General features: G+C 69.8%; 25 protein-coding genes. 7 read left to right on the top strand and 18 right to left on the bottom strand.

Features of this window, described 5'->3' with window-relative positions; translation table 11 throughout:
* Positions 1–103 precede the first annotated feature (103 nt).
* Entirely contained in the window at positions 104–556 is a 453-nt protein-coding gene (locus AAFN86_RS22035; RefSeq protein ID WP_347545710.1) for an Lrp/AsnC family transcriptional regulator, read from the top strand.
* 155 nt (positions 557–711) lie between these two features.
* Here the strand turns inward: AAFN86_RS22035 and AAFN86_RS22030 are convergent, their stop codons facing one another.
* Genes AAFN86_RS22030 through ccoN form a run of 9 tightly spaced genes read right to left on the bottom strand, consistent with a single transcriptional unit; the run spans position 712 to position 8,720 of the window.
* A complete protein-coding gene (locus AAFN86_RS22030) occupies positions 712–894 on the bottom strand; it encodes a hypothetical protein (protein ID WP_347545709.1) in 183 nt (60 codons plus the stop codon).
* Positions 891–1,052, bottom strand: a complete 162-nt coding sequence (ccoS, locus tag AAFN86_RS22025; protein ID WP_347545708.1) for a cbb3-type cytochrome oxidase assembly protein CcoS — start codon at positions 1,050–1,052, stop codon at positions 891–893. Before ccoS ends, AAFN86_RS22030 begins: the two co-directional genes overlap by 4 nt.
* Positions 1,053–1,055: 3 nt before the next feature.
* Positions 1,056–3,398: a heavy metal translocating P-type ATPase gene (locus tag AAFN86_RS22020; RefSeq protein WP_347545707.1), complete on the bottom strand. Its 2,343-nt coding sequence runs from the start codon at positions 3,396–3,398 to the stop codon at positions 1,056–1,058.
* Positions 3,395–3,880, bottom strand: coding sequence for a FixH family protein (locus tag AAFN86_RS22015; protein WP_347545706.1), 486 nt, complete (start codon positions 3,878–3,880; stop codon positions 3,395–3,397). Before AAFN86_RS22015 ends, AAFN86_RS22020 begins: the two co-directional genes overlap by 4 nt.
* Positions 3,877–5,391, bottom strand: coding sequence for a cytochrome c oxidase accessory protein CcoG (gene ccoG, locus AAFN86_RS22010; protein ID WP_347545705.1), 1,515 nt, complete (start codon positions 5,389–5,391; stop codon positions 3,877–3,879). The genes AAFN86_RS22015 and ccoG overlap by 4 nt, the downstream gene beginning before the upstream one ends.
* 26 nt (positions 5,392–5,417) lie before the next feature.
* Positions 5,418–6,281, bottom strand: a complete 864-nt coding sequence (ccoP, locus tag AAFN86_RS22005; RefSeq protein ID WP_347545704.1) for a cytochrome-c oxidase, cbb3-type subunit III — start codon at positions 6,279–6,281, stop codon at positions 5,418–5,420.
* A gap of 13 nt (positions 6,282–6,294) precedes the next feature.
* The gene (locus AAFN86_RS22000) at positions 6,295–6,468 is read right to left on the bottom strand and encodes a cbb3-type cytochrome c oxidase subunit 3 (protein WP_347545703.1); all 174 of its coding nucleotides are present in this window, start codon (positions 6,466–6,468) and stop codon (positions 6,295–6,297) included.
* A 10-nt stretch (positions 6,469–6,478) separates the two neighbouring features.
* Positions 6,479–7,213 carry a cytochrome-c oxidase, cbb3-type subunit II gene (gene ccoO, locus AAFN86_RS21995; protein ID WP_347545702.1) on the bottom strand — a complete coding sequence of 245 codons (735 nt, stop codon included), beginning with the start codon at positions 7,211–7,213 and terminating at the stop codon, positions 6,479–6,481.
* 13 nt (positions 7,214–7,226) lie between these two features.
* Complete coding sequence (gene ccoN, locus AAFN86_RS21990) at positions 7,227–8,720, bottom strand: cytochrome-c oxidase, cbb3-type subunit I (protein ID WP_408906624.1); 1,494 nt, start codon at positions 8,718–8,720, stop codon at positions 7,227–7,229.
* A 173-nt stretch (positions 8,721–8,893) separates the two neighbouring features.
* Between ccoN and AAFN86_RS21985 the strand changes: the two genes are divergently transcribed.
* Entirely contained in the window at positions 8,894–9,679 is a 786-nt protein-coding gene (locus AAFN86_RS21985) for a DUF2189 domain-containing protein (protein WP_347545701.1), read from the top strand.
* On the opposite strand, the gene AAFN86_RS21980 is transcribed toward AAFN86_RS21985, so the two are convergent.
* Both AAFN86_RS21980 and AAFN86_RS21975 read right to left on the bottom strand, forming a co-directional pair.
* A complete protein-coding gene (locus AAFN86_RS21980) occupies positions 9,670–10,884 on the bottom strand; it encodes an MFS transporter (protein ID WP_347545700.1) in 1,215 nt (404 codons plus the stop codon). The genes AAFN86_RS21985 and AAFN86_RS21980 overlap by 10 nt on opposite strands.
* Before the next feature lie 54 nt (positions 10,885–10,938).
* Positions 10,939–11,676 carry a sulfite exporter TauE/SafE family protein gene (locus tag AAFN86_RS21975; RefSeq protein WP_347545699.1) on the bottom strand — a complete coding sequence of 246 codons (738 nt, stop codon included), beginning with the start codon at positions 11,674–11,676 and terminating at the stop codon, positions 10,939–10,941.
* Positions 11,677–11,765: 89 nt separating this feature from the next.
* Between AAFN86_RS21975 and pdxA the strand changes: the two genes are divergently transcribed.
* From pdxA to AAFN86_RS21955, 4 genes are all read left to right on the top strand, one after another.
* Positions 11,766–13,010 carry a 4-hydroxythreonine-4-phosphate dehydrogenase PdxA gene (gene pdxA, locus AAFN86_RS21970; protein WP_347545698.1) on the top strand — a complete coding sequence of 415 codons (1,245 nt, stop codon included), beginning with the start codon at positions 11,766–11,768 and terminating at the stop codon, positions 13,008–13,010.
* Positions 13,007–13,741: a pyridoxine 5'-phosphate synthase gene (locus tag AAFN86_RS21965; RefSeq protein ID WP_347545697.1), complete on the top strand. Its 735-nt coding sequence runs from the start codon at positions 13,007–13,009 to the stop codon at positions 13,739–13,741. Before pdxA ends, AAFN86_RS21965 begins: the two co-directional genes overlap by 4 nt.
* A 9-nt stretch (positions 13,742–13,750) precedes the next feature.
* Positions 13,751–14,554 (top strand): alpha/beta hydrolase, encoded by an 804-nt coding sequence (locus AAFN86_RS21960; protein WP_347545696.1) that lies wholly within the window; start codon positions 13,751–13,753, stop codon positions 14,552–14,554.
* Positions 14,555–14,771: 217 nt separating this feature from the next.
* The gene (locus AAFN86_RS21955; protein ID WP_347545695.1) at positions 14,772–15,236 is read left to right on the top strand and encodes a GNAT family N-acetyltransferase; all 465 of its coding nucleotides are present in this window, start codon (positions 14,772–14,774) and stop codon (positions 15,234–15,236) included.
* 260 nt (positions 15,237–15,496) lie between these two features.
* Here AAFN86_RS21955 and AAFN86_RS21950 read toward each other — a convergent pair whose 3' ends face one another.
* From AAFN86_RS21950 to AAFN86_RS21935, 4 genes are all read right to left on the bottom strand, one after another.
* Positions 15,497–17,251, bottom strand: a complete 1,755-nt coding sequence (locus AAFN86_RS21950; RefSeq protein ID WP_347545694.1) for an ABC transporter transmembrane domain-containing protein — start codon at positions 17,249–17,251, stop codon at positions 15,497–15,499.
* 138 nt (positions 17,252–17,389) lie between these two features.
* A complete protein-coding gene (locus AAFN86_RS21945; RefSeq protein ID WP_347545693.1) occupies positions 17,390–18,169 on the bottom strand; it encodes an SDR family oxidoreductase in 780 nt (259 codons plus the stop codon).
* 254 nt (positions 18,170–18,423) lie between these two features.
* On the bottom strand, positions 18,424–18,771 hold the full coding sequence (locus tag AAFN86_RS21940) for a hypothetical protein (RefSeq protein ID WP_347545692.1): 348 nt from the start codon (positions 18,769–18,771) through the stop codon (positions 18,424–18,426).
* Between the two features lie 168 nt (positions 18,772–18,939).
* Entirely contained in the window at positions 18,940–19,911 is a 972-nt protein-coding gene (locus AAFN86_RS21935; RefSeq protein WP_347545691.1) for a tripartite tricarboxylate transporter substrate-binding protein, read from the bottom strand.
* 157 nt (positions 19,912–20,068) lie between these two features.
* Between AAFN86_RS21935 and AAFN86_RS21930 the strand changes: the two genes are divergently transcribed.
* The gene (locus AAFN86_RS21930) at positions 20,069–20,986 is read left to right on the top strand and encodes a lytic transglycosylase domain-containing protein (protein WP_347545690.1); all 918 of its coding nucleotides are present in this window, start codon (positions 20,069–20,071) and stop codon (positions 20,984–20,986) included.
* A gap of 407 nt (positions 20,987–21,393) precedes the next feature.
* On the opposite strand, the gene AAFN86_RS21925 is transcribed toward AAFN86_RS21930, so the two are convergent.
* Genes AAFN86_RS21925 through AAFN86_RS21915 form a run of 3 tightly spaced genes read right to left on the bottom strand, consistent with a single transcriptional unit; the run spans position 21,394 to position 24,314 of the window.
* A complete protein-coding gene (locus tag AAFN86_RS21925) occupies positions 21,394–22,551 on the bottom strand; it encodes a glycosyltransferase family 87 protein (protein WP_347545689.1) in 1,158 nt (385 codons plus the stop codon).
* 45 nt (positions 22,552–22,596) lie between these two features.
* On the bottom strand, positions 22,597–23,355 hold the full coding sequence (locus tag AAFN86_RS21920; protein WP_347545688.1) for a tetratricopeptide repeat protein: 759 nt from the start codon (positions 23,353–23,355) through the stop codon (positions 22,597–22,599).
* On the bottom strand, positions 23,352–24,314 hold the full coding sequence (locus AAFN86_RS21915; protein WP_347545687.1) for a type II secretion system F family protein: 963 nt from the start codon (positions 24,312–24,314) through the stop codon (positions 23,352–23,354). Before AAFN86_RS21915 ends, AAFN86_RS21920 begins: the two co-directional genes overlap by 4 nt.
* Position 24,315: the final 1 nt, after the last annotated feature.

Here is a 24,315-nt window from a genome sequence, read left to right as displayed (position 1 = left end):
TGCTCCGGCAATCCTGCCAATGCCGGGATGATGCGCCAGGACGCGCGGCGGTTTATTCCGATTTCTGTTGTGCAGTGCCGAAGTGGCGGAACATCCTTCTGCCATGGACGCCACAGACCGACGAATCCTCCGTGCCCTCGCCCGCCGCGCGCGGCTGACCAATGCCGAGCTGGCCGAGGAGGTGGGGCTGTCGCCCTCCCCCTGCTGGACGCGGGTGAAGCGGCTCGAACAGGCCGGCGTGATCCAGGGCTATCAGGCGCTGCTGGACCAGGCGGCGCTCGGGCTGCCCGATACGGTATTCCTGGAAGTGATGATGGAGCGGCACGACGACGAGAACCTCAGGCGCTTCGAGGAGGCTGTCAGCGCCATGCCCGAGGTGCTGGAATGCTGGCTGGTGACCGGCGAGTACGACTACATCCTCAAGGCCGCGGTGGGCGGCACGGCGGGGTACGAACGCCTGTTACGAGAGAAGATCTACCACCTGCCCGGCGTGCGGCACACGCGCACGGCGTTCACGCTGCGCTGCCTGAAACGGGTGATCTCGCCGGTGCCTTGATTTTTGGCCTCACACGCCGGGCGCCGCACATCCGTGCGACTTGGCTTCGCGCCATGCACTGGCGCGAAGCCAAGCGGCCTGGAAGGGCCGCGCCCGCCGTTTGATGGCATGCCATACACCATGACAATGCGGGCCGCTGACAGCGGCCCGCATTGTCAGTGACCTTCCTGCTCGTCGAAATGCACCTTGATGGCGTTGAACGCGTTCAGCACGCCGAACAGCACCAGCCCCCAGCCGAAGATGGCGATCCCGACATCGCGTGCCGCCGCGGCCAGGAACAGGCCGACCAATCCCAGCACGACATAGGTAATGAGGAAGAATACGCGGGCACCGGTCATTTCGGCGTCTCCTTGCGGGGTTTGTCGTCGAACAGGATGCGTGCGGCCGCACCGTCCAGGTCTTCGTACTGGCGCGACCGCAGCGCCCAGAGAAATCCCGCCAGGCCGATCAGGCCCAGCAGCAGCGAAGCAGGGATCAGGAAGATCAGCGCGTCCATCGTTCAGTCCTTCGCCACGCGCAGCGCGTTCAGCACCACGACCAGGGAGGATGACGCCATGACGACCGCCGCGATCAGCGGAGTCACCAGCCCCAGCGCCGCCATCGGCACCGCGACGCCGTTATAGGCCAGCGAGAAGCCGATATTCTGCCGCGCGATCGCCTGGGCGCGCCGCGCAATGAGGATCGCCGCGGGCAGCACCGACAGGCCTTCGCGCTGGAGCACCAGGTCGGATGCGGTCTGCGCCAGGTCCGTCGCCCCCGCGGGGCTTGCCGAGACATGCGCCGCCGCCAGCGCCGCCGCATCGTTGATGCCGTCGCCCACCATCAGCGGATGCCGCCCCGAATCCTTCAGCGCCATGGTGCGCGCCTGCTTGGCAACGGGATCCACGCCGGACCGCCATTCGGCGATGTTGGCCTGCCAGGCGACGGATGCCACCGCGCCTTCCCCATCGCCGGACAGCAATTCGGCCGACAGGCCGAGCGCACCGAGTGCCGCAACCGCGGCCGGCGCATCCTCCCGCATCCGGTCGGCAAAGCGGAACATGACCGGCGCGGCATCGCCATCGCGCAGCGCCAGCACCATGCCATCGGCCGAAGCGCCAAGGCCGCAGAACGACGGCGAGCCGAGCCGCGCCGCGCCCTGCTCCAGCCCTTGGCCCACGACTTCCCTGACGCCATCAGCCATCGGCGCCTCCGGGCAGGCACGCACCAGCGCCTGTGCCAGCGGATGCCGCGACGCGCGCGCCATGGACGCTGCGCGCAGCAGCGTCGCCGGGTCCTGCCCGGCGGGGATCAGCACGGGCCGCCCCTCGGTCAGCGTCCCGGTCTTGTCGAGCACGACGTGGTCGGCGGTCGCGAGACGTTCGAGCGCGGTCGCCGAGGTCACCAGAACGCCGCGGCGGAACAATCCGCCGACCGCGACGACCTGCACCGCCGGCACGGCAAGTGCGAGCGCGCAGGGGCAGGTGATCAACAGCACGCAGACGGCGTTCACCAGTGCCACCTGCCAGGGGGCATCGAGCACGCCCCACCAGGCCAGGAAGGTGATGGCCGCGACGGCATGCACCACCGGCACATAGAAGCGCGAGGCGCGATCGGCGATGGCGACGAAGCGGCCCTTGGCCTGTTCCGCGCGTTCCAGCAGCCGCGCCATGGCGGCAAGCGAGCCGTCCCTGGCGGCCGCGCTGACTGTCATGGTGAAGGCCGCGCCCATGTTCACCGCGCCGGCCGGCAACTTGTCGCCGGCAACAAAGGCGCGCGGCACGCTCTCCCCGGTGGTCGCGGCGGCGTCGAGCAACGCGTCGGTCGCGGCGACACCATCCAGCCGCAGCCGTTCGCCGGCCGAGACCAGCACGCGGTCCCCCGCGGCGACGGCTTCCGCCGGCACCGCTTCCATATGCCCATCGGCCAGCACGCGGCTGACCAGGCCTTCCTGCAGCGCCAGCAGTTCCGCCACCGATTGCCGCGCGCGGCGCCGCGCCGCGCGGTCAAACACGCGACCCGCCAGCAGCAGCGCCAGCAGCATCGTGGCCCCGTCGAACCAGGTGTAGGGCCCGTTGCGCAGCGTCTCCGACAGCGACATCCCAGCGGTTGCCAGCACGCCGAGCGACACGGCGAGGTCCATCGACGGCCGCCCTGCGCGGATCGCCGCCCATGCGGACCGGTAGAAGGGCATGCCCGCGATCAGCACCACCGGCAGGCCGATCAGCGCCGCCAGCCAATGCAGCCCGTGCCGCAGCGACGGTCCCATGTCTCCGCCGACCCAGACGGCGACGGAGATCAGCATGATGTTCATCGACCCGAAGGCCGCGATCCCCAGCGCGCGGGTCAGCACGCGGCCTTCGGCGTCATCGGTCGCGCGCAGACAGGCGGGCGACCAGGGTGCGATGCGGAAACCAAGCCGACCGAGAAGTGCGGCGACGTCGTTCGCCCGCGCCGCTTCCCCTCGCCAGGTGACCGTCAGCCGACGCGCGGAAAGCGATGCACGGGCCGACAGCACATCCGGTTCGGCGGCCAGCGCCTGTTCGACCAGCCAGACGCAGGCACCGCAGGTCAGCCCCGAGACCACGAGATCAAGCCGCTGCGTGCCGTCCCGCAATGTCTCGACGAAAGGTGCGAGGTCGAGCCCGGGTGCGAGTGCCTCGGGCCGCAATGCGCCGGCCTCGGTCTCTCGCCGGCCGTAGAAGGCGGACAGGCCCAGCCCCGCGACCAGCGCATGCGCGCCAGCGCAGCCTGTGCAGCAGAATCGGTCCTGCCCCGGTGCCAGCCTTGCGTCGCAATGCGCGCAGGACGCGGCCGAGACCGCCTCCGACGCGACGGGCCGGGCATGGCCGAGGATGCTCACCGCACGATCAGCCGGTGGCGGATGTCGAAGGGCGTCCCGTCCTGGCCGAACAGGGTCAGACGCGCTTCCCACAGGCCGCGCTCGGGCGGCTGCACTTCCGCCGCCCAGCGGCCCGAGCCACGCGGCACGAAGTTGAGCGGCACCTGGAGACCTTCCAGCGGGCGCTGCAGCACGCCTTCGATGCGGCCGGGCACCGGGCGCCCGTCGCGGTCGGTGGCAACGACGCCGAGCAGGCCGCCCTCGAAGGTGACGGCTGCCCGCCAGCCGAGCGCATCCTGCCGCGCCGCCTCGGCCAGCACCTGGTCGTAGCCGCGTCCACGTTCGTAGGAATGCGGGATGGTGACGCCGGTGAAGGTGGAGACGGCGTAGTAGATCATCAGCATGTTCACCGCGAAGACCACCGCGAAGCCGCCGACGAAGGCCCACGGGATCCATCGGCTGCGCTTCGGGTCGTATCCGGCATCCTGCATGGCGGCGCTCATGGCTTCGGTCCCAGGAAGCTGCTCGACTGGCTGGCGACGGCGCGGCCGCGCGCATCGAGCAGGCGGAAGGTGACGGGCGTATCCTCGGGCAGCCGCATCCCCTGGGACGCGGTCAGGAAGACGCGGTATTGCGCGATGCCATCGGCGCGGCGGGCCAGCAGCGGGCGGCCCTGCGCGTCGTTCTCGACATCCTGCACGGTCATGCGGAAGCCGTCCGGCGCGGCCAGCACGAGCGCGAGCGGCGCCTCCTCCCGCGTCTTGTTGACGATCTTCACGGTATAGCCGTTGCGGATCGCACCATCCGACAGCCGCACGAACAGCGGCGCGCGGTCGCGCAGCACGGTCAAGTCCAGCGTCGAGCGCAGCAGGAAGGCGCCGAGCATGACCAGCGCGACGAGGCTGAGCGCCCCGGCATACATCATGGTGCGCGGGCGGATGAAGCGCGGCATGTGGCGTGCCGCCATGCCCGCCGCGAAACGCGCCTCGCCCGGCGGCATCGCCGCGGTCGCGGCGGCACTGGCCGACAGGTTCTTCAGCGTCTCGAAGGCGATCAGCCCCTTGGGACGGCCGAGTTTGGACATCACGCTGTCGCAGGCATCGACGCACAGCCCGCAGCCGATGCATTCCAGCTGCTGCCCGTCGCGGATGTCGATCCCGGTCGGGCAGACATGCACGCAGGCGAAGCAGTCCACGCAGTCGCCGACGCCGTCGGCCTTGGCCTTGCCGCGCGGTTCGCCGCGCCAGTCGCGATAGGTCACGACGAGCGAATTCTCATCGAGCATCGCCGCCTGGAAGCGTGGCCAGGGGCACATGTAGGTGCAGACCTGTTCGCGCGCCCAGCCGGCCAGCAGATAGGTGAAGCCGGCGAACAGCGCGAAGAAGAAGTAGATCTCGAGGCTGGCGCGCCCGGTCAGGATGTCGACCGTCACGGTCGGCGCGTCGTTGAAGTACATCACCCAGGCGCCACCGGTCGCCGCGGCGATCACAAGCCACACCACATGGGTCAGGCCCTTGCGGGTCCAGTAGTTCGCGCCATGCGGCCCCTGGTCCAGCTTCATCCGCGCGTTGCGGTCGCCCTGGATCCAGCGCTCGACGAACATGAACAGGTCCGTCCAGACCGTCTGCGGGCAGGTGAAGCCGCACCACAGCCGCCCGAACAGGGACGACACGGCAAACAGCGCGAAAGCCCCGAGGATCAGCGCGCCGGCGAGGAAGTAGATCTCCTGCGGCCAGAGCTCGATCCAGAAGAAGAACAGCCGGGCATTGGCGATATCGACCAGCACCGCCTGGTCGGGCACGCCCGCCCCGCGATCCCAGCGAAGCCACGGCATGATGTAATACAGCGCGAGGCAGGCCATCAGCACCGCCCACTTCACCGACCGGACGGGGCCGAAGACGCGCTTCGGATAGACCTTCTGCCGCGACGCATAGAGCGGCTGGGCGGCGGCGGAGGCGGGTGCCTCCGCCGGCCGGTCGGCCTTCGCGCGATGCGGTGCCTCGACGCTGGTCATGTCGCTTTGTCCTGTCGAGCGGGGAGCTACTCGCCCCCGCCCAAGGCGTGCACGTAAACGGTCAGCATGTTGATCACGGCCGGGTCCAGGCGGCCCTGCCAGGCCGGCATCACGCCCAGGCGCGGGCTGTGGATCATCGCCACGATGTCGCGCTTGGTGCCGCCCTGCAGCCAGACCTGGTCGGACAGCCGCGGGGCGCCGACATCGCGGTTGCCCTCGCCGCGTTCGCCATGGCAGGCGACGCAGTTCTCGGCGAACACCGTCTGGCCGCGGGTGACCGCCGCCGCGTCGGTCGAACGCCCCGACAGCGACAGCGCATATTCCGCGACATCGTTGACCTGGGCCGCGGTCAGCAGGCCATCGGCGCCGAAGCGCGGCATGACGGAAGTGCGCGCCTCGTCGTCCTCGGTGTTGCGGATGCCGTGGCGGATGGTGGCCTGGATGGCCTCCAGCGAACCGCCCCACAGCCAGTCATCGTCCACCAGCGCGGGATAGCCACCCACCGCGCCCTGCCCGCCCGCACCATGGCAGGCGGCGCAGTTGTTGGCGAAGGCGACACGCCCGCCGGCCAGCGCGAAGGCGCGCAGTTCTGGGTCGGCAGCGATCTGCGCCGGGGTTGCCGCGCGCAGCCGCGCCATCATCGGCGCGTTGGCTGCCTGCGCGGCGGCGACATCAGCGACGATCGCCTCCCGCGCCACCCAGCCGGAGGTGCCCTTCCAGCCCGGCAGCGACGGGTAGATCACCATCCACGCCACACCGAAGACGATGGTGGCGTAGAAGGTCCACAGCCACCACTTCGGCAGCGGGTTGTTCAATTCCTTGACGCCATCCCATTCGTGGCCGGTGGTGTCCTGCCCGGTCACGGCGTCCTTTTCGATCTTGGTCGGCATCCTCGGATGCTCCTCAGCGTCCGCCAGGGGCGGAATCGGTGTCGCGGAACGGGATATCGGCCTGCGCCTCGTAATACGTCTTCCGCGATGGCCGCAGCACGAACCACAGCATCCCGACGAAGAGCACGAAGAACCACACGACCCAGAGGCTGCGCAGCAGCGGCAGGGATTCGATCAGCGAAGTCATCACCCCCTCCTCAAGGCTGGCGCAGCTGCGCCGGCGTCACGTCGCGGAAATCGACGAGCGTGCCGAGCATCTGCAGATAGGCGACGAGCGCATCCATCTCGGTGATCCGCGCGGGATCGCCGTCGAAAGCACCCTGGCGGGCACGGGCGTAGCGCGTCTGGAAGGCCGCGCCGTCGGCCTCGGGCCGGGCCTGCGCCTCGATATCCGCGCGCGCATTGGCGATCATCTCGTCGCTGTAGGGCACGCCCACGACGCGCAACGCGCGCATCCGGTCCTGGATGTCCCCGTAGTCGAGCGGACGATCCAGGAACGCGTAGGGCGGCATCACCGAGGCCGGCACCAGCGCCCGCGGGGACCGCAGATGCGCCGCGTGCCAGTCATCCGAATACCGCCCGCCGACGCGCGCGAGGTCCGGCCCCGTGCGCTTCGACCCCCATTGGAAGGGATGGTCGTACATGCTCTCGGCGGCAAGGCTGTAGTGGCCGTAGCGCTCCAGCTCGTCGCGGAAGGGGCGGATCATCTGGGAATGGCAGAGGTAGCAGCCTTCCCGCACATAGATGTCGCGGCCCATCTGTTCGAGCGGCGTGTAGGGGCGCACCCCCGCCACGCGCTCGATGGTGGTCTCGACCGCGAAGAGCGGCACGATCTGCACCAGGCCACCGATCGAGACGGTGATGAGCGTGAGCACGCCCATCAGCACCAGGTTGCGCTCGATGATGCCGTGGTCGCGAAGCCAGCGGAACATGGGCGTGTCCTCCTTATTCCGCCGCGACGGCAAGGGCGGGAACGGCGGCGGGCTCGGGCTCGATCGCCTCGCTGCTCGTCACCGTCTTCCACAGGTTGAAGGCCATGATCAGCCCGCCGGTCAGGTACATCACGCCGCCCAGCGTCCGGATCACGTAGTAGGGGTGCATCGCCTCCACCGTCTCGACGAAGGAGTATTGGAGGAAGCCGAGCTCGTCATAGGCGCGCCACATGAGCCCCTGCATGATGCCCGACACCCACATCGCGCTGATGTAGAGAACGATGCCGAGCGTCGCGAGCCAGAAGTGCCAGGCGATGAGCTTCTCGCTCCATACCGCCTTCTTCTTCCACAGCACGGGGAACAGGTAGTACAGCGCGCCGAAGGTGATGAAGCCGTTCCAGCCCAGCGCACCGGAATGGACATGGCCGATGGTCCAGTCGGTGTAGTGCGACAGGCCGTTCACCGCCTTGATGGACATCAGCGGCCCCTCGAAGGTCGCCATGGCGTAGAAGCCGACCGCGGTGACCGAGAAGCGCAGCGCGGCGTTGGTCCGCAGCTTGTCCCACGCGCCCGACAGCGTCATCAGCCCGTTGATCATGCCGCCCCAAGACGGCATCCACAGGATGATGCTGAACACCATGCCGAGCGTCTGCGCCCAATCCGGCAGCGCGGTGTAGTGCAGGTGGTGCGGACCCGCCCAGATGTACAGGAAGATCAGCGTCCAGAAATGCACGATGGACAGCCGGTAGGAATAGATCGGCCGGTCCGCCTGCTTGGGGATGAAGTAGTACATCATCCCCAGGAAGCCGGCGGTCAGGAAGAAGCCCACCGCGTTGTGGCCGTACCACCACTGGATCATCGCCCCCTGCACGCCGGCCGGCGCCGAGTAGGAATGCGCCGAGCCCAGGCTGACCGGGATCGAGATGTTGTTGCCGATATGCAGCATGGCGATGGTGATGATGAAGGCGAGGTAGAACCAGTTCGCCACGTAGATGTGGGGTTCCTCGCGCCGCAGCAGCGTGCCGCCGTAGATGACGAGGTAGGCGACCCAGACGAAGGTCAGCCAAAGGTCCACATACCATTCCGGCTCGGCGTATTCCTTGCCCTGGCTGATGCCGAGGACATAGCCCAGCGCCGCCATCACGATGAAGAACTGGTAGCCCCAGAACAGGAACCAGCCGGCATCGTTGCCGCCGAACAGCCGCGCGCGGCAGGTCCGCTGCACGATGAACAGGGACGTGCCGATCAGCGCATTGCCGCCGAAGGCGAAGATGACCGCGCTGGTATGGACCGGGCGCAGACGCCCAAAGGTCGTCCATTCCAGGTCGAGGTTCAGCAGCGGGAAGGCCAGTTGCAGGGCGATCACCACCCCCGCCAGGAAGCCCACCACGCCCCAGAAGACGGTGGCGATGGCGAAGGCGCGGATCGGCGCCTCGACATAGCCGACCTCCTCCGCCCTGACGCCCTGGCCCGGAGCCAGGGCGGCTGTTGCAGTTGCTGCTGCCACGACCAGATTCTCCCCAAGCGGCGCCGCGGCGGAGTCGCCGCACGCACCAAGAATGGCAGGGAACGCCCGGAAGGGGGTGCCGTCCTTGATCCGGATCAATTCTCTCGCAATGCAGCAGTCTAGACTATGATTTGGTCCGGGGCGGCCAAGCCCCGTGGGAGGAGCGACAAGCCATGCCAAGCGAAGCGCAGCCGATTGCCCGCGGCGCAGCCGCCATCCGCGTGGTCCCGCCGGATCGCCCCTGGACCTGGCTGACGGCCGGCTGGCGCGACCTGCTCGCCAATCCCCTGATCGGTTTCTTCTATGGCGGGGCGCTGACGCTGGCGGGGTGGCTGATCTCGCTGGTCCTGCTGTGGACGCGCAGCGCCTGGGCCATCCTGCCGGCCTCGGCCGGCTTCTTCATCGTGGCGCCGCTGCTGGTCGCCGGCCTCTATGAGGCATCGCGCCTGCGCGAGGTGGGCCAGCCGGTCACGATCGGTGCCTGCCTGCGGGGGTTCACTCGCAACGGTACACAGTTGGCCTTCATGGGCGTGGTGCTGCTGCTGCTGCATCTGTTCTGGGTGCGATTCGCGGCGCTGCTCTTCGCGCTGATGTTCGGCATCAACTTCGCCCCGCCACTCGAGGATGTCCCTATGGCGATGTTGCGCTCGCCGATGCTGCTGCCCTTCCTGATCGTCGGCACGGCATCGGGGGCGGTGCTGGCGGCCGGGGCCTTCGCCATCTCGGCCGTGTCGATCCCGATGCTGGTGGACCGGCCGGACATCTCCGCCTTCGAGGCCATCGTGGCGTCGTTGCGCGCGGTGGCGACCAATCCGGGGGCGATGATCTTCTGGGCCGGGCTGATCGTGGTGTTCACCGCCATGGCTATGGTGCCGTTCTTCCTCGGCCTCGCGCTGGTGATCCCGCTGATCGGGCATGCCACCTGGCATGCGTACAGGGACCTGGTGGGTCAGGCGTAGCGCCGCTGCCGCATCAGCAGGAAGGCCACCAGCGCCAACTGCACGACGTTCACCGCGATGCCGACCCACCAGGCGGCCGCATAGAAGCCCACGCGGTCATAGATCGCGCCCGCCAGCCAGGCCCCGAAGGCCATGCCGGACAGGGAGACGAACAGCAGTGCCGGCACGCGCCAGGATGCCTCGGCGGCCGGAAACAGCGCGCGGATGGTCAGCACATAGGCCGGCACGATGCCGCCAAAGCCTAGGCCATAGGCCGCCGCGACGACGAACAGCCCGGCCTCGTCCTGCGTCGCGAGGAAACCCAGCATCCCCGCCACCTGGGCGGAAGACCCGGCGAAGACCGTCCACAGCCCGCCGATCCGGTCCGACAGCCAGCCCCAGAACTGCCGTGCGAGGAAGGCCGCGAGCAGCAGCACCGACAGCATCGCCGCCCCGCGCGACGCGCTGATGCCCAGGTCGCCGCAGAACGCCACAAGATGCGCCGCCGGCATCGCCATCGGCACGCAGCACAGGAAGGAGGCCGCGGCGACCAGCGCCATCGCCAGGTTGGGCGGCATGCCGAGCACCCGCCGCCCCTTCACGCTGTGCATCCCGCCAAGCCCGGCCGCCGGCATCGGCGCCGGTGCCAGCACAAGCGCGGCGAGGGTCACCACCGTCACCGCCGCAAACACGCCATAGGCGCGCATCGTCGCCTGCCAGCCGAAGGCGCCGATCGCGCGCTCGAACACGAAGGGCCAAAGGAAGCCGGCAACATACTGGCCGGAGGAGACCAGCGCGAGCGCCGCCCCGCGCCGCCGGTCGAACCACAGCGAGACATAGGCGACCATCGGTGCGAACAGCGCGCCATTGCCGAACAGCCCGACGCCAAGCCCGATCCCGGCCAGCAGCGACCAGCCCTGGCCCAGCGAGGCCAGCGCAAGGCCGCACAGGATCGACACGCCCCCCATGATCGCGACGCGGCGCTGCCCGATGCGCGCGGCCAACAGGCCGCAGACCACACCGCCCGCGCCAGACCCCAGATAGGCGAGCGAGGTTGCGAGCGAGGGGATGGAACGGCCCCCGCCCAATGTCTCGGCGATCGGCACCAGGCCGATCACCACCGTCAGCGGCGCGCCGGCGGCCAGGGCGAGCATCGTCACGGCGGTAACGGCAATGATCCAGGATTGTCGGGTCTCGACACTCCCGCCCGTGGCGGCGTCCGGCATGCGTTTCCTTCCCAGCGGGGGGAAGTCTCGGCGCGTCGCGCGCCGCCGTCCAGGTCAGGCGGCGACGCGCAGCGCCATCGCCGCCAGCACCACCCCGTTCAGCACGAACAGCGCGGCACCCGCGAGGCGCATCCCCGGCCCGGCCCGCCGACCGAAGAAGCGGCCGAGCAGCGCGACACCCATCAGCGCCGGCATGGTCCCGGAAACGAACGCGGCCATGGCCAGGGCACCACCCAGCACCGAACCGGTCGCGGCAGCGCCCGCCAGCGCGCCGTACAGCAACCCACAAGGCAGCGCCGACAGCATCAGGCCCAACGCCACGCCGCGCAGACCGGTGGGTGCCGCCAGCAGCGCGCCCAGCCGGCGCTCCAGCCCCGGCGGCAGTCGCGGCGCCGGCATCCTCGGCACCAGTGCGGCGATGCGAGCCGAGGCCTGCGCCAGCATCAGCACCGCGGCCACCGCCAGCAGCCCGGCGAGCACGAATCGGAACCCGGTGCCGAAGGCCACCAGCCCGGCCAGCCCGCCCGCCGCCGCGCCCAGCGCCCCATAGCCGATCATCCGCCCGAGGTGGTAGGGCGCCAGCGCCGCACCGGACAGCCGCGCCAGCACCCCCCCGGCCTGCGCGCGGTCGGCCACCGCCGCCGCCTGTGCGATGACGAAGGGACCGCACATGCCCGCGCAATGCGTCACCCCGCCCGCCAGCCCCGCCAGGAACAGCGCCGCCATCACCGCCGGCACGCCGCCGGGCCCGAGCGCCGTCAGGTCGTGCAGGCAATTCACCAGGAACTCCATCGGCGGCTTCTAGCATGCGCGCGACGAGCCGGCTTGCGGCGGCGCAAGGCCTCGCCAGGATGCGCGGCACGGATTACACGCGAAGCATCATGCGCCCCCCCCTCGCCCTCACCATGGGAGAACCCGCCGGCATCGGCGCGGAGATCGCCGCCGGTGCCTGGTCCGCCCTGCGCGCGACCGGTCCGACCTTCTTCCTGATCGACGACGCGACCCGTCCCTTCGCCGTGCCGGTGCAGGCGATCGCGGCACCCGAGGAGGCCGCGGCGGTCTTCCCGCACGCCCTGCCGGTGCTGCACCGCCCGCTGCCTCGGCCGCCCATACCGGGCCGCCCAGACCCTGCCAATGCAGCCGCCGTCATCGCCGCGATCACGGAGGCGGTGGAGTTGACCAAGGCCGGCCGTGCGGCCGGGGTGGTGACCAATCCGATCCAGAAATCCGTGCTGACCGCGGCGGGGTTCAAGCATCCCGGCCATACCGAATATCTCGGCGAGATCGCCGGCACCAATGTCCCGCCGGTGATGATGCTGGCCTCCACCGAGTTGCGCGTCGTGCCGGTGACGATCCATGAGGCGCTGGCGACGGCCATCGCGCGGCTGACACCGGCGATGATCGTCGAGACCGCCCGCATTACCGCGCGCGCGCTGCGCGAGGATTTCGGCATCGCCGACCCGCGCCTGGCCATCGCCGGGCTGAACCCGCATGCCGGCGAGGCCGGCACCATGGGTCGTGAGGATATCGAGATCGTCGCCCCCGCCATCGCGACGTTGCGCGCGGAGGGCATAGACGCGCGCGGGCCGTTGCCGTCCGACACCATGTTCACCGCGCTCGCACGGCCGGGCTACGACGCGGCGATCTGCCTCTATCATGACCAGGCGCTGATCCCGATCAAGACGCTCGACATGGCCGGCGGCGTCAACGTCACGCTCGGCCTGTCGATCGTGCGGACCAGCCCGGATCATGGCACGGCGCTCGATATCGCGGGCACGGGGAAGGCTGACCCTTCTTCGCTGATCGAGGCGGTCCTGCTCGCCGCGCGCCTCGCGGCGGTGCGCGCGGGCTTGGCGGTTCCGCCCACGCCAGCCACGGCGCCGCCGGGCTGGCGGCCGATCGCGACCGCGCCGCGCGACGGCACGCGCGTGCTGCTGACCGATGGCTCCGTGGTGACCGGCGGCAAATGGGTCGAAGGCACGCGCTATCACGGCGCGGAGGAGACGGAGGTTTCGATCTTCGTCGCCGACAGCGGCAACGACATCGATTGGAAGGGCGGGCCGGACGTGTCGGAACCGCTGTTCTGGCAGCCATTGCCGGCACCCCCGGGCAAGGACACCGCATGACGCAGCATCTCGATTTCTCGGTGAATGTCGATCACGTCGCCACGCTGCGGAACGCCCGTGGCGGGACGTTCCCCTGCCCGGTCGAGGCCGCGCGGGTCGTGGTCGACGCCGGCGCGGATGGCGTGACGATGCATCTGCGCGAAGACCGCCGCCACATCCGGGACCGCGACGTGGAACGCGTGCGCGCGGAGATCGCGGCACCGCTGAATTTCGAAATGGCGGCGACCGAGGAGATGGTCGCCTTCGCCGAGCGTATCCGCCCGCCCTATTGCTGCCTGGTGCCGGAGAAGCGCGCCGAACTGACCACCGAGGGCGGGCTCGACGTGCTGCGCGCCTCGTCGTTCCTGAAGCAGGCGATCGACCGGCTGCGCGCAGCCGACGTGCGGGTTTCCATCTTCATCGAGGCCGATCCGGCGCAGATCGAGGCGGCGGCCGCGCTCGGCGCGCAGGCGATCGAGTTGCACACCGGCACCTATGCCGAAGGGCCGGTGGAGAACCGCGCGGCCCAGCTTGCGCGGCTGAAGGCGGGTGCGGCCACGGCGAAGGCCGCGGGGCTGCTCTGCCATGCTGGCCATGGCCTGACCTTCGACACTGTCGGCCCCATCGCCGCGTGGCCGGAAGTGACCGAGGTGTCGATCGGCCATTTCCTCATCTCGCAATCGGTGTTCGAGGGGCTGGGGGCGACGGTGAAGCGCTTCCGCGCCATCATGGACGCCGCGCGCAACGCATAAGGAAACGCCATGCCCAGCATCACCGTCGACGGCTATCCGCTCGCCTATGCCGAGGCCGGTTCCGGCCCGCCGCTGCTGATGATTCACGGCACGCTCGGCGACCAGCGGTCCTGGTCCGGGCAGATGGACGCCTTCGGCGCGAAGTACCACGCCATGGCCGTGAGCCTGCGCCATTGCTGGCCCGGCGAATGGAAGGATGCCGGCGACTTCACCATCGCGCGCCACACCGCCGACATCGCCGGCTTCATCACGGCCCTGGGCAAAGGACCGGTGCGGCTGATCGGCCATTCGCGCGGCGGGCACATCGCCTTCCGCGTCGCCCAGCACCACCCCGGCCTGATCGAGTCCCTGGTGCTGCTGGAGCCGGGCGGGGAGTTGGACGAAACCCTCGGCGGCGCGCCGCCGGCCGGCAAGCAGGGTGCCGCCTTCGCCCGCGGTGCGGCACTGATCGGCGAAGGCAAGACCGAGGAAGGCCTGACCGTCATCGCCGAGCACACCGGCGGACCCGGCGCCTGGGCCAAGCGGTCTGAGGCACGCAAGGAGGTCAACCGCGACAATGCGCGCACGCTGCTCGGCCAGGTGAACGAACAGCGCAAGCCCTACAGCCGCAGCGAGGCCGAGGGCATCCGCATCCGCACGCTGCTCGCCGGCGGAGACCAGTCCCAGCCGCAATTCGGCGTCATCCTCGATGCGCTGGAGAAGGCCATGCCGAATGCGACGCGCGTGACCATCCCGAAGGCCGCGCACAGCGTGCAGGCGGATAATCCGTCCGCGTTCAACGCGGCGGTGCTGGCCTTCCTCGAAAAGCGTTGACGGCCGCGGCCGTCGCCCCGACCATCATGTCCATGATCGCGCGCCCCGCCACGCTGGCTACCCGACGCCGTCGTCCCACGACGACGGCACGGCGGCGCGCGCCCGATGCGAAGACGCGAGGATAGCGGCTCCACCGCGACCCCTCTCCGTCTTCCCGGCGCCCCGCCCACCGCAAGGTCGGCGGGGTTTTTCGTGTCCATCCGACAGGACCCATCCCATGGCAGCACTTCCCCCCACCGCGTTCCGCCGCGCAAACCCAGCTGATGCGGCCGCGATCCGCACGGTGACGCGCGAGGCCTATGCGCGATGGGTGCCGCTGATCGGGCGTGAGCCGCTGCCGATGCGCGTGGACTACGATGCCGCCGTGATGGAGCACCGCTTCGATCTGTTCCAGCGCGGCCCCGACATCCTTGCCCTGATCGAGACGGCGCTGCGTGACGATCACCTGTGGATCGAGAACATCGCCGTGCGGCCGGACCAGCAGGGCCAGGGCCTTGGAAGCCGGCTGCTGGCGCATGCGGAGACACTGGCGCGTGAGGCGGGCCGCGCGGAGTTGCGCCTGCTCACCAATGCCGCCTTCGCGTCCAACGTCGCGCTGTACGAACAGCGCGGCTACGCCGTCACGGCACGCGAGGCGTTCCAGGGCGGGACGACGGTGTTCATGCGGAAGGCGATTGCATAGTGAAGCGGCCAAGACCGGAGAGGGCGTTGCCCCCTCCGGACCACCCCCACCAAAGGCCAGTGGGCCTTTGGAAACCGTCACTTGGCGCCGGACATGCCAGGCGGTCCAGATCACTGCTGCGCACCGCAACGCTCTGGCTCTCAGCTCAACAGCGACGCCCGGCGCCAAAATCCCGCATTCCAAAGGCCCGTTGGCCTTTGGTGGGGTGGCTTGGAGGGGCAAAGCCCCTCCAATTCATCGCGTGAAGGCGTCAAGCACCATCACGCATCCGTAAACTGCAGCGCCGCCAGCCGCGCATAAAGTCCGCCCTCCGCCAGCAACGCCTCATGCGTCCCCGTCGCGACGATCCGTCCGGCCTCCAGCACCACGATCCGGTCCGCCGCACGCACCGTGGCCAGGCGATGCGCCACCACCAGCGTGGTCCGCCCCTTCGACAGCCGTGCGAGTGCCGCCTGCACCGCATGCTCGCTCTCGGCATCGAGCGCGCTCGTCGCCTCATCCAGCAGCAGCACCGGGGCGTCGCGCAGGATGGCGCGGGCGATGGCGACGCGCTGGCGCTGGCCGCCCGACAGTGTCACGCCGCGCGCCCCCAGATGCGTAGCGAAGCCGTCCGGAAGTGCTGTGATGAAGCCGGCGGCGGAGGCGGCCTCGGCGGCGGCGCGGACGGCGTCGTCACTGGCGTCGGGGCGGCCGTAGCGGATGTTGTCGGCGACGGTCGCGGAGAAGATCACGGGGTCCTGCGGCACCAGGCCGATGCGTCCGCGCACCGCCTCGGGCGCCGCACGCGCGATGTCCACGCCATCGAGCAGGATCACGCCGCCCTGGGGATCGTAGAAGCGCAGCAGCAACGACAGCACGGTGGTTTTGCCCGCGCCCGACGGGCCGACGAGCGCAACGGTCTCGCCCGGCGCGACCTCCAGGGTGAAGCCATCCAGCGCGGAGGTGTCGGGGCGCGAGGGGTAGCGGAAGGTCACGTCGCGAAAGACGACGCGGCCCTCGGCAACGGGCAGCGGGACGGGGTTGGCCGGCGCGGTGATGCTGGGCGGGACGGCGAGGATTTCGGCCAGCCGGTCGGCCGCCGCGGCGGCGCGCTGGATTTCGCCCCAGAGTTCCGACACCGTCGCACCCGCGCTCGCCAGCAGCACCGCGTAGAAGACGAATGCGGTGAGGTCGCCGCCGGTCATCCGCCCGGCCATCACATCATGCCCGCCGACCCACAGCGCGAAGGTGATCGCTCCGAAGCCGAGCATGATGACCGACAGGATCAGCCCGGTGCGCGTCAGCACGCGGCGCAGCGCCGCCTGGACGGAGCGTTCGGATTCCGCGCCGTAGCGGGCACGTTCGGCCGCTTCGTGGGTGAAGGCCTGCACGGTGCGCATGCCGTTGATCGCTTCCTCGGCGGTGGCGGCGAGGTCGGCGACGCGTTCCTGCGCGGCACGTGACAGGCGGCGTTCGCGCCGGCCGAAGATGATCATCGGCAGCACCACCAGTGGCACGACAACGGCCATCACGCCGGCGAGCTTGGCACTCGTCAGCACCAGCATCGCGAAGGCGCCGATGCCGGTCAGCGCATTGCGCAGCCCCATCGAGATGGCCGACCCGATCAGCGATTGCAGCAGCGCGACATCGGCGGTCAGCCGCGACATCAGGTCGCCGGTGCGCGCCGTTTCGTAGAACAGCGGATCGAGCCGCGTCAGGTGGTCGAACACCGCGCGGCGGATATCGGCGGCGACGCGCTCGCCCAGCCAGGTCACCAGATAGTACCGGACCGAGGTTGCCACGCCGAGGGAAGCGACGATCCCGGCCATGATGAGGGCCGCGTGGTTCAGCGCCGCGGGACCGCCGCGAAAGCCGCCATCGATGATCTGCCGCAGCCCCTGCCCGACCGCCAGCGTCAGCCCCGCGGCGGCGAACAGAGCCACTGCGGCGCAGAGCGCGCGTCCCAGATAGGGACGCAGGAACGGCAGGAGCAGCCGCAGAGATGCGACGCCGCGCGACCCGCCGCTATCGGCCACGGATCACCACGGGCCCTTCAACCGGATCGTGCCCCGCACGACCGGCGCGCGCCCGGCGCGGCAACCGCCCCCAACGCACCAGCGCAGGGCGCGCAGGCATGCCGCGCGGAACCGCGGCCCCCGCCATCCGATGGCAGGCTAGACATGCTGCCCGCCATTGATGTGCAGTTCGGCGCCGTTCACGTAGGACGATGCCTCAGTGCACAGGAAGTAGATCGCCTGCGCGACCTCCTCCGGCCGGCCGAGCCGGCCCATCGGGATCTGCTCCTGCACGATCTTCTCGGTGCCCGGCGACAGGATCGAGGTGTCGATCTCGCCCGGGCTGATGGCGTTCACCCGCACGCCGAGCGGGGCGAAGTCGCTCGCCATTTCGCGCGTGAGCCCGGCCAGCGCGGCCTTGGACGTGGAATAGGCGACACCGGCGAAGGGATGCACACGACTGCCCGCGATCGAGGTGACGTTCACCACCGACCCCTTGGCCTTCTGCAACGGCTCGACCAGGCCACGCGCCAGCAGCAGGGGGGCGAAGAAATTCACCCGGAAGACGCGCAGCCAGCCTTCGATGTCCATGTCGAGCGAGCCGAGGCGCGATCCGCCGGGCCCTTTCGGCGAAATCGCCGCATTGTTCACCAGCGCATCAAGCCGGCCGCCCTCGGGCTTCAGGCGCTCCTTGATTTCCTCGGCAGCCGCGGCGGTGGCCACCGGGTCGGTCAGGTCGAGCTGGATATGATCCTCGGGGCCCATCTCCCACGGGCATTGCTCGGGAAAGGGCTGCCGGGAGATGGTGATGACGCGCCAGCCGGCTGCCGAGAAGCGCTTCACCGTGGCATGCCCGATTCCGCGTGACGCGCCGGACAACAGCAGCACGCGCCGCGGCGCGTTCGAAGCCTTGGATCGTCCCGCGCCGCTCATGGACATGCAACCGCTCCGCACTGTTCCGCGCGGCGGGTATAGCGCGGATGGCCGCGTGGCACACCCGTGCCCGGTGGCCGCCAATCGTATCCTTCGGGTGGTGGACCGCCGCCATGCCTCAGGCTCTGGCGCAGGTTAGCGCCTTCCCGGCGCGGGCACCGTGCGTCGGGCCGCCTGCAACTGCGGTTGGTCCGGGCACGTTCGCGTCGGCCGGCCATGGCGCGAGGCACCGTCGAGGGCCCTCGCGCGATATGGTCGCGTCAGGCGGCCAGCCGGTCCGGCACGCCGACATGGAAGGCGGCGGCCCAGGCAGGTGCGGCGCGCAGCAGGCGGTCGATCGCCGCATCCGGCAGGGTCTCGGCGTATTCGAGCGCAGTGACGGCCACATCGTCCCAGTGGCGGGCGATTTCGGTCACGGCCTGCACCGCCGGCTCGGTGGTTGCCGGCATCCGCAGCGCGCCCACGGCAGCGAGCGTCGCGGCGCGGCGGGCGGTGGAGATGATCCGAGCCGCATGCTCCAGGCGCAGGCGCGCTGCGAGGCCGCCTTCGGCCATCTCGACCAGGTTGCGCGTCAGGGCGGCGGCTTGCAGGCGGGCGGAATTCGTCATGTACGTGTCCCCTTTCGGACGATGCACGCGGCCTCCCTCACCGCGTGCTGTGTGCGAAAGAGATGGCGTCACGCTGCCGCAACGACAAGATCGAAGTTTAGAACTCCGGCATGTTGCATCTGCATAGTGGTGACTCTGCTCATTTTGCGAGCCGCCGTCTCACTCGGCTTACTCCGGCTCAAGCCCCGCGGCGCGTGCCTGGTGTCCCCAGAAGGCCACCTGTTCGCGGATGAAGGCGGCGAATTCCGCCGGCGTGGATGTCATGCCCTCGATCCCGAACTCGCCGAGGCGGCGGATCGTTGCCTCGCGGTCCCAGACCCGGCGGATGGCGCCGTTCCAACTGCCCAGGATCTCCTCCGGCAGATGGGCCGGGCCGACCGCGCCCATGAACGACAGCAGTTCGAAGCCTGGCAGCCCCACCTCCGACAAGGTCGGCCATTCCGGAAAAAGCGGCGTGCGCGCCGCCGAGGTGATGCCAAGCGGCCGCAGCTTGCCCTCGGCCAGGAACGCCCGGGAGGAGGCGACATCGGCGAACATCGAGGTGACCCGCCCGGCGATCACATCCGTCATCGCCGGCGGCGAGGAACGATAGGGCACATGCGTCACATCGACCCCGCCGATGCGGTTGAGCATCGCCGCGCCCACCACGCCGGTCGTGTTGCCGGAGGCGCAGGTCAACTGGCCCGGCCGCGCCTTGGCCAGCGCCAGGAACTCCGCCATCGAGCGGACCGGCACCTGCTCATTCACCGCGAAGACAAAGATATAGGTGCCCAGGCGGCTGATCGCGGTGAAATCCGCCACCGCATCATAGGTCGGCCGTTTCATCAGGGCAGGCGTCGCACCATGCGGGCTGTTGGTGGTGATCATCACCGTATGCCCGTCGGGCGCAGCGCGCGCGGCGGCCACGGCGGCGATCGCGCCATTGGCACCCGGGCGATTGTCCACCACCACCTGCGCGCCCCATTCCTGCTCCAGAAGGGATGCCAAGGTGCGCGCCACGGTGTCCGTGCCGGACCCGGCCGCGAAAGGAACGATCATGGTGACCGGCCGCGTCGGCTTCCACCCGCCCTGTGCCCGCGCCGGGCCCGCAGCGAGAAAAGGGGCGGCCAGCAACGACCGTCGCGCGATGGTGATGGTCAAGGGACGTCTCCTCAATCTCATTTCCTTGAGCCCAGAATCGCAATCGCCGATGGGCTTGTCCATCTATCTGGGGACCCGGCACGGCATCCGGCCGGAACCACGGATGCAGGCTGCGGACTTGACCCGGCGCGGCTTCGCAGTCCATGACGACCGCGCAATGCAGAAGAATGGACCCCGCACCTCGCGGCTGCCCGGCCTGATCCTGCCCCTCGCAGCGCTGGCCGCCCTGTCGGCGGCATCGGCGCAGGCCAATACACCCCAGCGCGCCACCGAGGCGAACCGCCCGGTAACGACGGCCGCCCGCCCACCCGCCGGCCCGCGCCAGCAGGTGGCCGCACGCGCCGTGCCCGCGCCCGCCCCGCCGGTACTGTCCAATGATCCCTGGGATGCCTGTGCCCGCGCCATTGCCATTGCCGACCAGAATTCCGGCCTGCCACCAGGGTTGCTCGGCGCCATCGCCAGGGTCGAAACCGGCCGCCGCGCGCCGACCGGTGGCATCCAGCCCTGGCCGTGGTCATTCAACGCCGCCGGCGAGGGCCGCTACATGGCAAGCCGCGCCGAGGCGGTGGCGGAGGTCCAGGCACGCCTGGCCGTCGGCACGCGGTCGGTCGACATCGGCTGCATGCAGATCAACCTGCTGCACCATCCGGACGCCTTCACCAGCGTCGATGCCGGCTTCGACCCCGAGACCAATGTCCGCTACGCGGTGCGCTACTTGAAATCCCTGTTCGCGCGGACCGGGGACTGGGCCGCTGCCACGGGGCAGTACCATTCCTCGACCCCCGAGCGCGCGACGATCTACCACCTGCGCGTCACCGCCGCCCTGACGGGCCAGGGCTTCACCCCCGGCCCCGCACCGGGCGTGATCCCCTTGCCTGGCCCGGCCATGGCCGGGCTTTGCGCGTCGGGGCGCGGCGCGGTGTTGCTGGTGGGCGACCAGACGCCGTCGCTGCGGCCGATCGTGGCGGTGCCATCGGTGGAACTGCGCTTGCGCGGTCGATCGGCCGCGGCGCCGCCGCCGGCACGGCCGCGCATCATGTGTCTACGGACATCCAGCCGGGCGGCGCCGGGTTAGAGAGTGATGGCCGCAGGTGCGAATGCACCGGAGGTCTGAATCACGCGATCAAACAATAGGTTAGAGCGTGATAGGTGAACGAATGTGAACCAATCACGCTTTGCGGCAGATCGCGTCCAGATGGAATCATCTGCACGCCTGCAGATGCTCTCAAAACAATAGCCTGAAGCATGTGGCGTGAGCGCATGCGAACGCGGCATGCTGCAGTCCGCGCCCGATCCGCGGATCCATGGCGGGAGGCCGTGCCTCGGCGACCGGTGCGCGAAGCGGGACCAGGCGGACGGCAGGCTGCCGAGCGCGAGGCGCGGTTCCCAAGGCTTTGGTGGGGCGGTTCGGCGAACCATGCACCCCTTGATCCTCCGTCACGGATGCGTGCAAACGGGGCGGTGCGCCGGCATCCGGCTTCGCTATCGTCCGGCCTCTCGATCTGGCGTGATCGTCGTCGCGCCTCGCCGCCACGCCAGCCCTAGAATGATGCCCCAGGCCAGGGGCATGACCAGCGAGTGCTGCAGCACGATCAGGACTGCCGGCAGCAGGCAGGCCAGGAGCAACAGCGCCTTCTCGCCGGGCAACCAGCCGTCGCGCAGCGCCGCCCGCGCCAGGAACAGCGCCGCGATTGGCAAGGCGGGCGTGTCGTAGCCCCAGACATAGGGCGTCATCAGGTAGGATGCGGCGATGGCAGACGCGGCACGCGCTTCCTCCGACGCTTCCGGCCGGCGGAGCCACAGGTACAGCGTCAACGATGCCGCCAGTACCGCCACCAGCGCGTGGCCGGCCATGGCGAAATCCTGCCGCCCCGTCAGTCGCGCCAGGAATGCATAGATCGATTGGACGCGCGGAGAGACCTCGCCGCCCAGCATTCGGTCCGCATTGCCGGCAAGCGAAGGCAGGAAGGCCAGCCAGGCGTCCGTCCCGAAGGCGGCCCAGGCAAGGCCCATCGCCGCCAGCGCCACGATGGCCGCCGCGCCGAAGACGCGCCAGCGTCCGCTCAGCAGCAGCAGCGCAGGCAGCAACAGCCCGAATTGCGGCTTCACCGTCAGAAGCCCGAGCGCGAGGCCCGCCAACAGCGGCCGCCGGTCCATCAGCGCGAAGGTGAAGGCGAAGAGCGCGGCGATCAGCAAGCCGTTCTGACCGACCGAGGCCGTCAGCATCACCGAAGGGGCCGCCAGCACGGCGATGACCGCTGCGCCCCGTGGCAGCACGGTCCATGCCGCGGCGGCCAGTAGCAGAGCCGTGACGGCAGTCCACAACAGCCAGGCCCAGCCATAGCCGAACGCGGCGAGGGGCAGCACCAGGAAGAAGAAATGCGGCGGATTCAGCCAGCCGAGGGCGCCGCCGATCGCCTGCGGCCCAGTGCCGAGAATGGCGGCCTGGGCCAATTGCAGGGTTTCCCAGTCATAGGCGCTGGCGGCCTGCCCCGCCGCCGCCAGTCGTGCCGCGGCCAGGAAGGCAAGCAGATCGGCGCGCATCGGCATGTCGCTGCGCAGCACGGTGCCGCTGAGCAGGACCAACGCGTAGAGCACGACGACCACGCTACCGAACACCAGAACGATGGGCCCGGTCAACCAGCGGGGCGCGCCGCCAGCCGGTGCGGTCGCCACGAAGCGAGGTCAGCCCGGACGGTCGCTCGGGGTGACCTCGATGACCTGGCGCGTACCGCCCCGGAAACTCTCGCCGAGTGCCGCGAGGTCGCCACCGGCCTCGCCGAGCATCGTGCGTGCTGCCGCCACGTCCCCGGTGGCGGCGAGGGCGATGGCGTAGTTCGCGGTCACCCGGTCGGTCGCATCGGGCCGGCGCGCCAGCGGCTCGAGCACCGCGCGGGCTTCATCGGGCCGGTTGTCGAGCAACAAGGACAGGCCGAGGTTGTTGGCGATGGAAATGGAGTTCGGCGCGATCTGCTGGGCGCGCCGGTAGGAATCCTGCGCCTCGGGATGGCGACCGATCAGGTCGAGGGCGACACCGCGCCCGTCGAGTGCCTCGGCGCTGCGAGCGTCGGCCGCCAGTACGCGGTCGAACAGCGTCAGCGCCTCCCCCGCCTGACCGCTGCGCAGGCGCATGCGTCCGAGTTGAACCATCAGCGTGCGGTCGTTCGGCTGCCGCAGCGCGGCGGCGGCAAGCACCTGTTCCGCACCAGCGTGGTTACCGGCCCGCGCAAGAGCCGCGGCGAAGCGGATTTGCGCCTGCGCGTTATCCGGTTCGCGGGTGGCGGCAGCGCTGTACATCGACAGCGCGACATCCATCTGGCCCTGGGATTCGGCCACGGCGGCGACGCGCATGCGCGATGCGGCATCGGGTTGGCGTACCCCATCCGTGGCACAGCCAGCGAGAAGCAGACCGAGAAGACAGATGGGGATGCGCCGAGTCGTCATTGCGGCATTCCTGAGAATAGGCCCTTGCCAAGTTCCAGCACGGATGGCCCGACCAGTGCAATGAAGACCGCTGGCATGATGAAGAGAATCAGCGGAATGACCAGCAGTGCGGGCAGCCGAATCGCCTTTTCCTCGATTCGCAGCATGCGATCCTGGCGCATCTCGGCGGCCAGAACACGCAGCGCCTGCGCCAGAGGCGTGCCGTACTTCAGGGTCTGCGACAAGGTCGCGCCGAGTCGCTTGAAGCCGTCGAAATTCGATCGTTCGGCGAAACGCTCCAGCGCCTGGCGCCGGTCGGGCAGCATGCGCAGTTCCTGCACCAGCACGAGAAAGGAGATGGCGAGCGGACGGTTATTCGGCTCGATCTCGCGCGCCACGCGATCGAGCGCCGTCTCGATGCCGAGGCCGGCCTCGGCAGTCACGACCAGCAGGTCGAGCGCGTCCGGCAGACCCTTACGCAGCGTCTCCTCGTGCTTGCCTTTGAGGTACCGAAGGAAGAGGTTCGGTCCGAAGACGCCGAGCAGAATGCCGATGAACACCACCACGGTGGTGCGCGGCGCATCGAACTGGCTCAGGGTTGCGTAAATATAGGCGCAGATCGGCAGGGCGATCATCAGCACTGCCTTGACGCCGATGAACGTCGGCACTGCCGCGCGCGGGTTGAGCCCGGCGGCGGCGATGGCGATCTGGAAGTCGACAATGTCCTTTTCGGAAACCAGCGCGGTGTTGCGCAGCGCTTCGCCGAGCCGGCGGAACGGTGCGGCGGCCCCCGCACCGGAGGCCAGTGCCGAAGCGGTAAGATCGGGTGTGGCCGGGCGCACCACGCTGGTCACGCGGCTGGCCATGTCCTTGTCTTCGGCGCCGCGCGCCAGCAGGATCGCGGCCAGGATGGCGAGGCCGACCGCCCCGGCCACCGCCAGGATCGGGACAATGCCACCTTCGCTGATGATCTCCATCATG

The sequence above is a fragment of the Roseomonas sp. CAU 1739 genome, assembly GCF_039839775.1.
Classification (GTDB): Bacteria; Pseudomonadota; Alphaproteobacteria; order Acetobacterales; family Acetobacteraceae; genus Neoroseomonas.
The sequence above is the reverse complement of the archived record's forward strand: the minus strand, read 5'-3'. Positions and strand labels throughout refer to the sequence as shown.

What these genes read in the sequence shown, in the direction of transcription:
- ccoS (WP_347545708.1), bottom strand. Translation starts at nt 1,052, where the DNA reads ATGGACGCGCTGATCTTCCTGATCCCTGCTTCGCTGCTGCTGGGCCTG.
- AAFN86_RS22015 (WP_347545706.1), bottom strand. Translation starts at nt 3,880, where the DNA reads ATGAGCGCCGCCATGCAGGATGCCGGATACGACCCGAAGCGCAGCCGA.
- AAFN86_RS21955 (WP_347545695.1), top strand. Translation starts at nt 14,772, where the DNA reads ATGGCAGCACTTCCCCCCACCGCGTTCCGCCGCGCAAACCCAGCTGAT.
- AAFN86_RS21985 (WP_347545701.1), top strand. Translation starts at nt 8,894, where the DNA reads ATGCCAAGCGAAGCGCAGCCGATTGCCCGCGGCGCAGCCGCCATCCGC.
- ccoO (WP_347545702.1), bottom strand. Translation starts at nt 7,213, where the DNA reads ATGTTCCGCTGGCTTCGCGACCACGGCATCATCGAGCGCAACCTGGTG.
- ccoG (WP_347545705.1), bottom strand. Translation starts at nt 5,391, where the DNA reads ATGACCAGCGTCGAGGCACCGCATCGCGCGAAGGCCGACCGGCCGGCG.
- ccoP (WP_347545704.1), bottom strand. Translation starts at nt 6,281, where the DNA reads ATGCCGACCAAGATCGAAAAGGACGCCGTGACCGGGCAGGACACCACC.
- AAFN86_RS21980 (WP_347545700.1), bottom strand. Translation starts at nt 10,884, where the DNA reads ATGCCGGACGCCGCCACGGGCGGGAGTGTCGAGACCCGACAATCCTGG.
- AAFN86_RS21975 (WP_347545699.1), bottom strand. Translation starts at nt 11,676, where the DNA reads ATGGAGTTCCTGGTGAATTGCCTGCACGACCTGACGGCGCTCGGGCCC.
- AAFN86_RS21915 (WP_347545687.1), bottom strand. Translation starts at nt 24,314, where the DNA reads ATGATGGAGATCATCAGCGAAGGTGGCATTGTCCCGATCCTGGCGGTG.
- AAFN86_RS21965 (WP_347545697.1), top strand. Translation starts at nt 13,007, where the DNA reads ATGACGCAGCATCTCGATTTCTCGGTGAATGTCGATCACGTCGCCACG.
- AAFN86_RS22030 (WP_347545709.1), bottom strand. Translation starts at nt 894, where the DNA reads ATGACCGGTGCCCGCGTATTCTTCCTCATTACCTATGTCGTGCTGGGA.
- AAFN86_RS22035 (WP_347545710.1), top strand. Translation starts at nt 104, where the DNA reads ATGGACGCCACAGACCGACGAATCCTCCGTGCCCTCGCCCGCCGCGCG.
- AAFN86_RS21920 (WP_347545688.1), bottom strand. Translation starts at nt 23,355, where the DNA reads ATGACGACTCGGCGCATCCCCATCTGTCTTCTCGGTCTGCTTCTCGCT.
- AAFN86_RS21940 (WP_347545692.1), bottom strand. Translation starts at nt 18,771, where the DNA reads ATGACGAATTCCGCCCGCCTGCAAGCCGCCGCCCTGACGCGCAACCTG.
- AAFN86_RS22000 (WP_347545703.1), bottom strand. Translation starts at nt 6,468, where the DNA reads ATGACTTCGCTGATCGAATCCCTGCCGCTGCTGCGCAGCCTCTGGGTC.
- AAFN86_RS21960 (WP_347545696.1), top strand. Translation starts at nt 13,751, where the DNA reads ATGCCCAGCATCACCGTCGACGGCTATCCGCTCGCCTATGCCGAGGCC.
- AAFN86_RS21945 (WP_347545693.1), bottom strand. Translation starts at nt 18,169, where the DNA reads ATGTCCATGAGCGGCGCGGGACGATCCAAGGCTTCGAACGCGCCGCGG.
- pdxA (WP_347545698.1), top strand. Translation starts at nt 11,766, where the DNA reads ATGCGCCCCCCCCTCGCCCTCACCATGGGAGAACCCGCCGGCATCGGC.
- AAFN86_RS21930 (WP_347545690.1), top strand. Translation starts at nt 20,069, where the DNA reads ATGCAGAAGAATGGACCCCGCACCTCGCGGCTGCCCGGCCTGATCCTG.